Below are 11,773 nucleotides of genomic sequence, written 5' to 3'. Positions count from 1 at the left end.
CTCACCGACCGGCTTCCTTGACCAGGGCGAGCCGTTCGGCGGCCGCGAGCTCGGCCACCTGCTGGGCCAGGGCCTGGTCGACGCGGACGTCGAGGAGGGTGGCGACGCCGTCCGGCCCGGTCCGCGGGGGTGAGGCGATGCTGGCGGTGATCACCGCAGGCAGCGGTGCCGCGCTCTGCCCCGGGCCCTGCCGCTGGTCCTCCAGGGGAACCAGACGGACCGGGGTGCCCTGGGGCAGTTCGCCGCTCGGCAACCGCCCCGGGGCAAGTTTGAGCCCGACCTGGGTGACGCCGCGGTCCAGACTGGGCGTACCCACCGCACCGTTCGGCAGCATCGATCCCTCGGACAGGTCGACCAACGCCCGTTTCCCAACCAGGGAAGGGATCTCGGCAGCCGGAACGGTGGAGACCTCGGAGATGCTGCCGACCTCGACCGCGCGCAGGTCACCGGCGCGGATCGGTTCGCCACGCGGAATGGTGCGCTGCACCACGACCACCTGCTGGGCGGTGGTGAGTTCCTGCCAGAGCAGGGTCGCCCCGAGTCCGCCGAGCGCGATCGCCAACACACCGGCCGCCATCCACCGGGGTTGTCGACGGGCTCGTAACCGGCCCGCGGGGGTTTCGGGTCGGCCGATGTCGGCCGCGGCGAAGGACGATGTCTGGTCACTGGTTGCGGTCATCGTCCCCCCTGGAGTCACCTGCCCCGCAACCGTGGTCGCACGGGCCCGGGGTGAGGCCTCGTCGTGGGAGCAACACTGGTGTGTGCCGGTTCACAGCGGATAGTCGGTGGCCCGGGCCGTGACCGAATCGTTACCTTATTGGACGGCGTGGCGGTTTGTGGTCTGACCTGCTGCACCCCACCCGATGAATTGTTTAGTCTCCTACTATGAGACTAGAGGTGACGCGGCGAGCCGAGCTCGCAGTGCAGGCGATCACCGTGCTGACCGAGCGCGGCCGGCTGAAGTCCGGCGCCCTGGCCGCGGCACTCGACACCACCCCCGGTTTCGTCGCGCAGGTGGTCAATCCGCTGGTCAAGGCCGGATTCGTCCGCTCCGAGCCCGGGCCCAGCGGCGGATATCTGCTGCACCCGGAGGCCGGGCGATTGAGCGTGTTGGAGGTCATCGAGGCCGTCGACGGACCCACCGACACCGGACAGTGCGTGGTCGTCGACCGGCCCTGCGGTGGGTTGACCCCCTGCGTCGTCCACCAGGCGTGGAGCAGAGCCCGCGGTGCGTTGCTGCACGACCTCGCGAACACCCCCGCCGCCAGTTGGCAGGCCCGACTGCCCGGCACCGATGGAAGGAAGACCCATGAGCACAGCGATTCCGGTCACCCAGCAATTGGGTGACCTGGTCACCGCGGACCCGCGCCGGGCGCGCGTACTGGAGAGCTTCGGGCTCGACTACTGCTGTGGCGGGGCCCGCACACTCGGGGAGGCCTGCGCGGCCGCGGAGTTGGACGCCGAGCTGGTCGCCTCCGCACTGAACCTGCCCGATCCCGAACCGGCCCCCGAATGGCAGTCGCTGGATGTCGGGGCCCTGGCGGCCCACATCATCGAGGTGCACCACCGCTACCTGTGGCGGGAGATGGGTCCGCTCGGCACCCTGCTGGACAAGGTGCACCGGGTGCACGGCACCCGGCACCACGAACTGGCCCGAGTCGCTGAGGCGTACCGGCTGGCGATGGCGGACCTGGAACCGCACCTGTTCAAGGAGGAGCGGATCATCTTCCCCCGGTTGCAGCGGCTCGACGCGCTCGCCCCCGGTGACCGGGGGCCGCTCGCGACGGCACTGCGCAGCCCGATCACCCAGATGCTCCGCGAGCACGACTACGTCGGTGAGCTGTTCACCGAGCTGCATGGACTGACCGACGGTTTCCGTACGCCGGCGGACGGGTGCCAGTCCTATCAGCAGGTGATGCAGCGGCTCGCGCGGATGGAGCGCGATCTGCACGAGCACGTGCACAAGGAGAACAACGTGCTCTTCCCGCGGGTCCTGGCCTACGCCGAATGACTCGCGCCACCCGGGAACAAAACCGGACGGCCGACAGTTGTACCCAGCGACGGTCCTGGACATGCCCCGGGCCCCAACCCATAGCCGCTGCGAGCGGCCACTCGCCGAGAGGCGCACTGGCAGGGCCGTCCAAAGCGTGAGCCGCCCGAGACCTCGAGTCCTGGGCGGCTCTCCGCGTCTGTGCGGTGTGCGTCAGTCGGTGTGGGAGTTCCCGCGCAGCCGGCCGATCACCAAGCAGGCGATGCCGACGAGCACGATCACCGCGATCGCGCCGAGGCCCCACGCACTCAGGCTGGAACCGGTGTCGGCGAGCAGCCCCGAACCGGTGACTGTGCCCTGGCCCAGCAGCGCGACCAGCGTCAGGGCGACGAAGGCGAACAGCGCGGCGGCGAGCGCGGCCACCGGGACGCGCGGCTGCGTCCGGGCCTTGACCCGCAGGGGCCTTCTGGGTGTGCGCCTCATGGATTCAGGCTACCTCAGCAGCGGTGATCCGAGCAGCCCCGCTTCGACCTGGGATCGAGGTCCCGATTTCCCGAGTAACCTCGCCGGGGTGAAGCGCATCGTCATCGTCGGAGCCGGACTGGCCGGGCTGGTCGCGGCCCGGGAACTGATCGACCGGGGTCATCCGGTGAGCGTGCTGGAGGCCGGTGACCGGGTCGGTGGTCAGGTCCGCACCGTGGACTTCCGCGGGCTCCCGGTCGACGTGGGCGCCGAGGCGATGCACCTGGGCGCCCCGCAGCTCGCCGCCCTGGTCGATTCACTCGGGCTCACCGAGTCCGTCGTCGGCGCCAATCCCGGCAGCTCCTGGCTGCACACCCGGCGCGGGCTGACCCCGCTGCCGGCCGGCGTCGGGCCCACCGGCCCCACCCGGCTCGGGCCGGTGATCCGCTCCGGACTGCTCTCCCCGATCGCGCTCGCCCGCGCCGGGATGGAGCCGCTGTTCGCGCGGAAGATCTCCGGTGACCTATCGGTCGGTGCCTTCACCAGCCGGCGCTTCGGCCGGGCCGTGACCGAGACCTTCGTCGACCCGCTGCTCGGCAACCTGCACGCCGGTGATGTGGATCGGCTCAGCCTGGTCTCCACCGCCCCCCAGTTGCTGCCGGTGGCCCGGGAGGGTCGCTCGCTGGTGCTGCGCAAGCGGCCCACCCCGCCACCGGGTGCGGCGAAGGTGCCGATGTTCGCCTCCTTCGACGACGGCCTGCGGCGGCTGGTCGACGCATTGGCGGCCGAGGCGCCGGTACGGGTCGGTACGCCGGCGCGGGAGCTGCGGCGTACCGGGGCCGAGTGGCAGGTGGTCACCGACGGCGAGACGCTGGTCGCCGACGAGGTGCTGCTCGCCGTCCCGGCCCGGGTGGCCGGTGACCTGCTCGCCCCGCACCACCCCGAGGTCGCCGCCGAGCTCGCGCTCGGCCGGGTCGCCGACGTGGCCACCATCGTGCTCGCCTATCCGGCCGCGGTCGCGAAGAATCCAACCCTGGCAGGCGGAAACGGATTGTTGCTGAACTCCCGCTCCGGTCGGATGGTGAAGGCCGCCACCTTCCTCTCCCGCAAGTGGCAGCACCTGTCCTCCGACGAGGTCTTCGTGATCCGGGCCTCCGCCGGCCGCGCCGGCAGCGATGTGCTCGACCTGCACGACGACACCGCGATCGCCCGCCAGGTGCACAAGGAGGTCGCCGAGCTCACCGGGATCGCCGAGCGGCCGCTCGACAGCCTGGTCACCCGCTGGAACGGCGCGTACCCGCAGCTCGAGGTCGGGCATGCGGCCCGGATCGCGAGCGTGCGGGAGCGGCTGACCGGCAGCGGCGTACGCCTGGTCGGGTCGGCCTTCGACGGGCTCGGCATGCCCTCGGTGGTGAAGTCCGCCCAGGCCGCCGCCGCCCAGGTCGACGAGTGAGCGGGCTGCTGATCGCCGGTACGAACTCCGATGCCGGCAAGTCGCTGCTGGTCGCCGGCATCTGCCGATCCCTTGCCAGGAAGGGAATCCGGGTCGCACCGTTCAAGGCGCAGAACATGTCGAACAACTCGATGGTGTGCCTGGATCCGGACGGCGGTGCGGTCGAGATCGGTCGGGCGCAGTGGACCCAGGCCGTCGCCGCCCAAGTGGCACCCAGCTCGGCGATGAACCCGGTGCTGCTCAAACCGGGCAGCGATCGGCGCGCGTTCGTGGTGCTCCGGGGCCGGGCCGCCGAGACCCTGGAGGCCGGTGACTATGCAACCGGCCGGCAGCACCTGGCGGAGGCCGCATTCGCCGCCTACGAAGAGCTTTCCGCCGACTTCGACGTCGTGATCTGCGAGGGTGCGGGCAGCCCGGCGGAGATCAACCTGCGTCGCGGTGACTATGTGAATCTCGGCCTGGCGCGACGATTCGGGCTGCCGGTGAGCGTGGTCGGCGACATCGACCGCGGCGGGCTGCTGGCCGCCCTCTACGGCACCTGGGCGCTGCTGGATCCGGCCGACCAGAAACTGCTGAGATCCTTTGTGGTGAACCGATTCCGCGGCGACGAGGCGGTGCTGCAACCCGGCCTGGACGAGATCACCGCCCGCACCGGTGTCCCGTTCGCCGGGGTGCTGCCCTGGCTGGCCGAGGTCTGGATCGACTCCGAGGATGCGCTGCGGCCGGACCGCTGGAGCGAGGCGGCGGTACGCCCGGGTGAGGGCAGCCTGCGGGTGGCGGTGGTCCGGTTGCCGCGGGTCTCGAACGCCACCGATGTGGAGGCGCTGGCCGCCGAACCGGGGGTCGAGGTGCTGGTCACCGCGAGCCCGGCGACGGTGCTCGGTGCCGACCTGGTGGTGCTGCCGGGCAGTCGCGCCACCGTCAGCGATCTGGGCTGGCTGCGCGAACGCGGACTCGCCGAGGCGATCGCCGAGCGGGTCCGCCTGGGCCGTCCGGTGCTGGGCATCTGCGGTGGCTTCCAGATGTTCGCCGACACCCTGGACGACCCGGTCGAATCCGGTGCCGGTCTGGTGCCCGGGTTGGGGCTGTTGCCGACCCGGGTGACGTTCACCGCGGAGAAGACCCTCGGGCTGCCGAGGGGTGTCTGGCAGGGTCTGGAGGTGGCCGGGTACGAGGTCCATCACGGGTCGGTGGCCCCGGTGGCCGAGGCCGATCCGTTCCCCGGTGGGCTGCGGCTCGGTCCGCTGTGGGGGACGATGTGGCACGGCTGCTTCGAATCCGATGCCTTCCGGCGGGCCTGGCTGAGCCGGATCGCGGCCGAGTCCGGATCGGACTGGCGGCCCGCTGCGGGCGTACCCGGGTTCGCGGAGCGTCGGGAGACGATGCTGAACCGGGTCGCCGACGCGATCGACGCACACCTCGACCCGGGCGTACTCGGCCTGCCCGCCTGACCTTTTGATCTCTTGGGTCCAACCTCATGGTCGGACCCCCTTGCGACCGTGCATAACCCCTGACATCTTCGTGTCGGGGTGGGTGTCGGGGCGGCTCGCTAGAGTCGGCGGCATGTTGATGGGAGCCCATGTCGAACAGACCGATCCGGTGGCCGAGGCGGTGGCGCGAGGCGCCGACGTGGCCCAGTTCTTCCTGGGGGATCCGCAGGGCTGGAAGGCGCCGGTGGTGTCGTACGCCGGGGGTGCGGACGGGCTCAGGCAGGCCGCGGCCGATGCCGGGGTGACGCTCTATGTGCACGCTCCCTATGTGCTCAACGTCGCCACCTTCAACAACCGGATCCGGATCCCCAGCCGCAAGCTGCTGCAGCAGCACGTCAACCTGGCCGCCGAGGTCGGCGCCGCCGGGGTGATCGTGCACGGCGGACATCTCGGCGCCAAGGACGATCCGGAGAAGGGCTTCGACAACTGGCGCAAGGCGATCGACGGGCTGGAGATGCCGGTGCCGGTGCTGATCGAGAACACCGCCGGCGGCAGTAACGCGATGGCCCGGCACCTGGAGCGGATCGAGCGGCTCTGGGCCGCGGTGCTCTCCGCCGAGGGCGGCGACCAGGTCGGTTTCTGCCTGGACACCTGTCATGCACACGCCGGCGGCAACGAACTGCTCGGCCTGGTCGGCCGGGTGCAGGAGATCACCGGCCGGATCGACCTGGTGCACATCAACGACTCCCGCGACGACTTCGACTCCGGCGCCGACCGGCACGCCAACCTGGGCAGCGGGAACTGTGATCCCGAGGGCCTGGCGGAGGTCTGCCGGCTCGCCGGGGCACCGCTGATGCTGGAGACCCCGGGCGGGGTCGACGAACACCGCGCCGACCTGGACTGGCTGCGCGAACGCGTCTGAGCACTCAACCGCGGAACGGGATCTCCGACCGCAGCACCGGTACCTCCCCGTAACCGGACGCTGCCAGCAACCGGCGTACCGAGTCGGCGGCGACCGCACCGTTGGGTGAGGGGGAGATCGCCACGGCCCGGACCGGCAGGGCGCGCGCGGTCGAGGTCAGGCTGCCGGTCCGCTCGGCCGGACCCGGTGCCGCGCCGGTGAGCCGCAGGTAGGGCGCGATGCCGTAGCCGGTCGGCCGGTAGTTCAGCGCCGCGTCCTCGGCCCGCACCGCCTCCGCAAACCCCGGGTGGGCCTGCAGGATCAGCGAGTAGCGGGTCTCCCGCTCGTCGATGAAGCCGGGATGGTTGATCAGCAGCAGCGCCTGCTGCATGTCCTCGAACAGCGCGGCCATCTTGTCCCGCACTGCGGCCGGCAACTGGGTGTCGAAGCGATCGCGCGGGTCGGGTTCAGCGGCCTCCCGATCGGCGGCCGAATCCGGCACCTGCCCGGGGTCGATGCCGAGGGTGCGCAGCTCGGCGAGCTGGGCGTCCATCCCGTCCAGCACGGTGTCGGCGAGTTCGGCCTGCCGCTCGGGGGTGTAGCGGACCGGGGCCCAGCTCTGCCGCTGCAGGAACAACCCCGGTACCGGGCCGGGGTCGTCCGCACCGGTCGACCGTCCGCTCAGCACCGATAGCGGCTCGCGGGTGTCCAGCCCGATCGCGTACGACTCCTGCGCGCCGCCGTAGAGCCGCCACATCGCCAGCGAATCCCACAACTGGGATGCCGACAGGATGTAGAACCGGGACGCTGCCGGCCCCAGCCCGTCCTCGGAGATCCGCCGCAGCCGCTCGTCCAGTTCCGGCCGCCCCTGCCCGGCCGCCCGGGCGGCGGCCCGCTCGGCGATCAGCCGGCCCCCCAGTTGCACCTCGTGCCGATCGTTCAGGAAGGCCGCCGACGTGGCCCACAGGGTGTGCGACCGCAGGATCGAGATCAGCCCCGGCCCGTTGGTGTAGTGCCATGCGAGCGCGGGATCCGCGCGCACCGCCTCGGACTGGTCATCGGCCACCCCCGGCACGATACGCCGCCGGTACGCCGCCAGTGGTCACGGCTCGCACCCGGCGTACCGGCGTCGATAGGGTGCGGGCATGCCCACTGCCCTGATCACCGGAGGAACGGCCGGTATCGGCGCGACCTTCGCCCGCCAGCTCGCCGCCCGCGGCGACGATCTGGTGCTCGTCGCCCGCGACGCCGACCGACTGGCGACCTACGCCGCGGAGCTGCGCAGCAGCTACGGGGTCGAGGTGGAGACGCTGACCGCCGATCTGGCCGACCGGGAGCAGACCCAGCGGGTCGCGGACCGGCTCGAGGACCCGGACCGGCCGATCGAGGTGCTGATCAACAACGCCGGTTTCGGGCTCAGCTCCAACCTGCTCAACCCCGACACCGCCGTCGATGAGCGGGCCCTGGACGTGATGTGCCGGGCGGTGCTGGTTCTCGGTGGCGCGGCCGCCCGGGCGATGAAGGCCCGCGGGCACGGCCGGATCCTGAACACCTCCTCCACCGCCGGTTTCGTCGCGATGGGCCACTATTCGGCGATCAAGGCCTGGGTGACCAGCTATTCCGAGAGCCTGGCCACCCAGCTCCGCGGCACCGGGGTGACGGTGACCGCGCTCTGCCCCGGTTGGGTGCACACCGAATTCCACGATCGGGCCAACATCAACGCCAGCTCGATCCCCAGCTGGGCCTGGATCGATGCGGACCGGCTGGTCGCCGACGCGCTCGTCGACCTGGACCGCGGCCGGGTGATCTCGGTGCCGACCCCGCTGTGGAAGACCGCGATCACGGTGGCCAAGTTCCTGCCGCGGTCGGTGATCCGCACGATCTCGGCCAGGCTGACCTCCCGGCGGCACTGAAGGGGGCACTAGTCTGTGGCGGTGAGTGAAAGAGGGCGCTACACCTCGCGTGGCCATCGGGCGGCGCGATTCGTGGCCCAGCAGCTGATGCTGAAGCCCGCGGTGTGGGGCCTGGTGGACGTCACGGTGCACGGCCGGGAGCGGCTGCGTGACCTGTCCGACCCCTTCATCGTGGTCTCCAACCACTCCTCCCACCTCGACTCCCCGCTGATCATCGGCGGCCTGCCGCGCCGGCTGTCCCGGCATCTGGCCACCGGGGCGGCCGCCGACTACTTCTTCGAATCCTTCTGGCGGCGCGCCCCCACCTCGCTGTTCTTCAACGCCTTCCCGGTGGAACGCGGCTTCAGCCAGCGGCAGAAGGGTGAGCGCGGCTCCCGGTCCCGCGGCATGTCCGGCCACCTGCTCAACGACGGCGTACCGCTGCTGCTCTTCCCCGAGGGCACCCGCTCCAGGACCAAGGCGATGGGCCGGTTCACCCCCGGGGTCGCGGCGCTGTGCATCTCCCGCAATGTGCCCTGCCTCCCGGTCGCCCTGGTCGGTGCGGCGCTGGCGATGCCGCGCGGCGCCAGCCTGCCGCGCTGGGGTCGCCCGTCGGTGCACGTCGTCTTCGGCGATCCGATGTGGGCCGAGCCCGGCGAGACCGCACACCAGTTCTCGGAGCGGATCGCGAGCTACATCCGCGAACTGCACGACACCACCGCCCAGGCCGTCGGCCTGCCGCGGATGCAGGACTACGAAGAGGCCGCGCTGGCGGAGAAGATGACCAGGAGCCTCGATTCGCCCGATGAGAAGGAGAACGACCAATGAACGGCGTCAAGCACATGAAGTGGTGGGGTTGGGGTGTCGACGGCGTCGCTTTCCACCACGAGGACAAGCCGAACTTCGCGCCGTTCGTGCTGGAGAAGGTCGGCCTGGATCTGGATGCCCCCGCCGGCCGGCCGCCGGCCTTCGACGAGATCGAGGTGCCCGCCTCCCGGCTCGGCGACCCGCTGCGCGGCCAGCTCGTCGACGCGCTCGGTGAGAAATATGTGGTCACCGAGGACATGGACCGGGTGGTGCACACCTTCGGCAAGTCCGTCCGGGACCTGATCCGGATGCGCCGCAGCCAGCTCAAGCGGGTGCCCGATGTGGTCGTCTACCCCGCCGACGAGGAGCAGGTACGCCGGGTCGTCGACGCGGTGGTCGAGGCCGATGCGGTGCTGATCCCCTTCGGCGGCGGGTCCAACATCGTCGGCGCCCTGGAGCCGCTGGCCGGTGAGGACCGCCAGGTCGTCTCGCTGGATCTGGGCCGGTTGAACAAGGTGCTGGAGATCGACGAGGAGGCCGGGCTGGCCCGGATCCAGGCCGGCGCGCTCGGCCCGGCGCTGGAGGAGCAGCTGAACCGGCGCGGCTGGACGATGGGCCACTTCCCCGATTCCTTCACCCACTCCACCCTCGGCGGCTGGATCGCCACCCGGTCCTCGGGCATGCAGTCCGACAAGTACGGCGACATCGGCGATGTCACCCGCGGGCTGCGGATGGTGCAGCCGGGGGACGTGCTGGTGCTCAACCCGCTACCGGCCACCTCCACCGGCCCGAGCGTGCGGGAGATGATCCTCGGCTCGGAGGGCCGGCTCGGCGTGATCACCGAGGCCTGGGTGAACGTGCACCGGCTGCCCGAGGAGCGGGTGGTGCTGGCGTACTTCTTCCCCGACTGGTCCCGGGCGCTGCGCGCGATGCAGGCGATCAGCAAGTCCGAGGCCCAGGTGATCGTGGCCCGGGTCTCCGATCCCCGCGAGACCGCCTTCTCCTTCGCCACCCAGAAGAAGCAGAAGGGCGTCAAGAAGTACGCCACCGAGGCGATCTTCAAGCTGTTGCAGCGCCGCGGCTGGGATCTGGACAAGCTGTGCATGAGCTTCATCGGCTTCGAGGGCTCCAAGGCGCACGTCGCCCGGCAGAAGCAGCTGGTCAAGGAGCTCGTCACCGAGCACGGCGGCATGGTCGTCGGCAAGGGCCCCGGCGCGCTCTATGACCAGAAGAAGTTCGACACCCCCTACCTGCGCGACTTCCTGCTGGACCGGGGCGCGGCGGCGGACGTGTCGGAGACCGCGGCACCCTATTCCAAGCTGGAACCGCTGTATGACAACACGATCGCCGCCGCCGAGGAGGCGATGGCCGAGGTGGGCTCGCAGGGCTACATCATGTGCCACCTCTCGCACAACTACCACTCCGGCGCCTGCCTCTATTTCACCTTCGCGATCGCCGACGACTCCGAGCAGGTGCTGGACAAGTACGACCACGTGAAGCGGGCCATCCAGCAGTCCTTCATCGACTCCTCCGGCACCCTGTCCCACCACCACGGGGTGGGTCTGGAGCACGCCCCGTGGATGAGCCAGGACGTCTCCCCGGCCGGTGAGCGAATGATCGGCGAACTGTTCGACGGGGTCGACCCGAAGGGCAATCTGAACCCCGGAAAGATCGTGCACGAAGGAAAGCCGGGCATCTCGGTGCTGTCCTCGGAGCACCAGCAGGGCGGGCGGTGACCACTGCCCCGCTGCCGCCGCGCACGCTGACCGGCGGGGCGGTGCTGCGTCCCGCGGTCGCCGGTGACGCGGCCGGGATCCTGCGCTGCATCCAACAGCTCGCGACCTATGAGCGGGAACCCGACGCCGTGGCGAACACCGAGGCGCAGCTCACCGAGACGCTGTTCGGCACCGAGCCGAAGGCATTCGCGCACGTCGTCGAGCGCGACGGCGGGATCGTCGGGATCGCGGTCTGGTTCCTCACCTACTCCACCTGGACCGGCCGGCACGGCATCTGGCTGGAGGACCTGTGGGTCGACGAATCCCAGCGCGGGCAGGGTTACGGCAAGGCACTCATCGCCTCGCTGGCGCAGCTGTGCGTGCAGCGCGGCTATCCGCGGTTGGAGTGGACGGTGCTCGACTGGAACGAACCGTCGATCGCGTTCTATCGCTCGATCGGCGCGCTGCCGTTGAGCGAGTGGACCTCGCAGCGGCTCACCGGTGCGGCCCTGGCCGCGCTCGCCGACGGGTGAGCGCCGCGACGCTGCGGCCGGCCGGCCCCGCCGACGCCGATGCCGGCGCGCTGCTGGAGCAGCGGATCACCACCCCGGCGTTCGCGCACATCTTCCCGCCGGCGGAGTTTCCCTTTCCGGTGCAGGAGATCCGGGCGAAGTGGCACCGCGAACTGGCCGATCCGGCGTACCTGATCTGGTGGGCCGAACGCGACGGGACCGGCCTGGGCTACTGCGCCACCCATGAGGACTGGATCGACCACCTCGGCGTGCTCGCCACCGAGGCCGGTACCGGATTGGCGCATCGCCTGCTGCAGCAGGGATTGCGGACGATCGCCGAGCGCGGGTACGCCAGCGCCCGGCTCTGGGTGCTGGCCGAGAACCATCGCGCCCGGGCCTTCTATGCCAAGCACGGCTGGGTCGGTGACGGCACCGTGGAGGCGACCGAGTACCCGCCCCATCCGGCGAAGCTGCGGTACCGGATCGACCTCTGACGCGGGCGTCGCCCCGCACCACGCTCAACCCGAACGACACTGGTCAGACCATGGACAGTCGGGGGAGCACCGATTAGGTTGCTGACACACGTCACACCCCAGCCACACCGTTGTGGC

The 11,773-nt window shown here is 70.8% G+C and carries 13 protein-coding genes; 10 read left to right on the top strand and 3 right to left on the bottom strand.

Features of this window, described 5'->3' with window-relative positions:
• Position 1: 1 nt before the first annotated feature.
• Positions 2-679, bottom strand: coding sequence for an SAF domain-containing protein (locus C8D81_RS11745; RefSeq protein WP_094356856.1), 678 nt, complete (start codon positions 677-679; stop codon positions 2-4).
• A gap of 218 nt (positions 680-897) precedes the next feature.
• Here C8D81_RS11745 and C8D81_RS11740 point away from each other — a divergent pair, with 218 nt between their 5' ends.
• Positions 898-1,347 (top strand): RrF2 family transcriptional regulator, encoded by a 450-nt coding sequence (locus C8D81_RS11740; RefSeq protein ID WP_208109240.1) that lies wholly within the window; start codon positions 898-900, stop codon positions 1,345-1,347.
• Positions 1,310-2,011, top strand: a complete 702-nt coding sequence (ric, locus tag C8D81_RS11735) for an iron-sulfur cluster repair di-iron protein (protein WP_166646792.1) — start codon at positions 1,310-1,312, stop codon at positions 2,009-2,011. The genes C8D81_RS11740 and ric overlap by 38 nt, the downstream gene beginning before the upstream one ends.
• Positions 2,012-2,203: 192 nt before the next feature.
• Here ric and C8D81_RS21585 read toward each other — a convergent pair whose 3' ends face one another.
• Positions 2,204-2,473, bottom strand: a complete 270-nt coding sequence (locus tag C8D81_RS21585; RefSeq protein ID WP_166646791.1) for a hypothetical protein — start codon at positions 2,471-2,473, stop codon at positions 2,204-2,206.
• Positions 2,474-2,561: 88 nt separating this feature from the next.
• Here C8D81_RS21585 and hemG point away from each other — a divergent pair, with 88 nt between their 5' ends.
• The 3 genes from hemG to C8D81_RS11720 all read left to right on the top strand — a co-directional run bounded on the left by hemG (position 2,562) and on the right by C8D81_RS11720 (position 6,257).
• Positions 2,562-3,905, top strand: a complete 1,344-nt coding sequence (hemG, locus tag C8D81_RS11730; protein WP_166646790.1) for a protoporphyrinogen oxidase — start codon at positions 2,562-2,564, stop codon at positions 3,903-3,905.
• Positions 3,902-5,356 carry a cobyric acid synthase gene (locus C8D81_RS11725; protein ID WP_094431366.1) on the top strand — a complete coding sequence of 485 codons (1,455 nt, stop codon included), beginning with the start codon at positions 3,902-3,904 and terminating at the stop codon, positions 5,354-5,356. The genes hemG and C8D81_RS11725 overlap by 4 nt, the downstream gene beginning before the upstream one ends.
• 112 nt (positions 5,357-5,468) lie before the next feature.
• On the top strand, positions 5,469-6,257 hold the full coding sequence (locus C8D81_RS11720) for a deoxyribonuclease IV (protein WP_094431368.1): 789 nt from the start codon (positions 5,469-5,471) through the stop codon (positions 6,255-6,257).
• Between the two features lie 4 nt (positions 6,258-6,261).
• On the opposite strand, the gene C8D81_RS11715 is transcribed toward C8D81_RS11720, so the two are convergent.
• The gene (locus tag C8D81_RS11715) at positions 6,262-7,302 is read right to left on the bottom strand and encodes a hypothetical protein (protein WP_094431370.1); all 1,041 of its coding nucleotides are present in this window, start codon (positions 7,300-7,302) and stop codon (positions 6,262-6,264) included.
• A 79-nt stretch (positions 7,303-7,381) separates the two neighbouring features.
• Between C8D81_RS11715 and C8D81_RS11710 the strand changes: the two genes are divergently transcribed.
• From C8D81_RS11710 to C8D81_RS11690, 5 genes are read left to right on the top strand one after another with little or no spacing between them, the layout of a single operon-like run.
• Positions 7,382-8,149, top strand: coding sequence for an SDR family NAD(P)-dependent oxidoreductase (locus C8D81_RS11710; protein ID WP_094356862.1), 768 nt, complete (start codon positions 7,382-7,384; stop codon positions 8,147-8,149).
• A gap of 21 nt (positions 8,150-8,170) precedes the next feature.
• A complete protein-coding gene (locus tag C8D81_RS11705) occupies positions 8,171-8,956 on the top strand; it encodes a lysophospholipid acyltransferase family protein (RefSeq protein ID WP_407644072.1) in 786 nt (261 codons plus the stop codon).
• A complete protein-coding gene (locus tag C8D81_RS11700; RefSeq protein ID WP_094356863.1) occupies positions 8,953-10,671 on the top strand; it encodes an FAD-binding oxidoreductase in 1,719 nt (572 codons plus the stop codon). Before C8D81_RS11705 ends, C8D81_RS11700 begins: the two co-directional genes overlap by 4 nt.
• Positions 10,668-11,183 carry a GNAT family N-acetyltransferase gene (locus tag C8D81_RS11695; RefSeq protein ID WP_229119579.1) on the top strand — a complete coding sequence of 172 codons (516 nt, stop codon included), beginning with the start codon at positions 10,668-10,670 and terminating at the stop codon, positions 11,181-11,183. The genes C8D81_RS11700 and C8D81_RS11695 overlap by 4 nt, the downstream gene beginning before the upstream one ends.
• Positions 11,180-11,656, top strand: coding sequence for a GNAT family N-acetyltransferase (locus C8D81_RS11690; RefSeq protein ID WP_166646789.1), 477 nt, complete (start codon positions 11,180-11,182; stop codon positions 11,654-11,656). Before C8D81_RS11695 ends, C8D81_RS11690 begins: the two co-directional genes overlap by 4 nt.
• Positions 11,657-11,773: the final 117 nt, after the last annotated feature.

Origin of the sequence: Enemella evansiae (genome assembly GCF_004362375.1) — a bacterium.
GTDB classification, from domain to species: Bacteria; Actinomycetota; Actinomycetes; order Propionibacteriales; family Propionibacteriaceae; genus Enemella; species Enemella evansiae.
The sequence above is the reverse complement of the archived record's forward strand: the minus strand, read 5'-3'. Positions and strand labels throughout refer to the sequence as shown.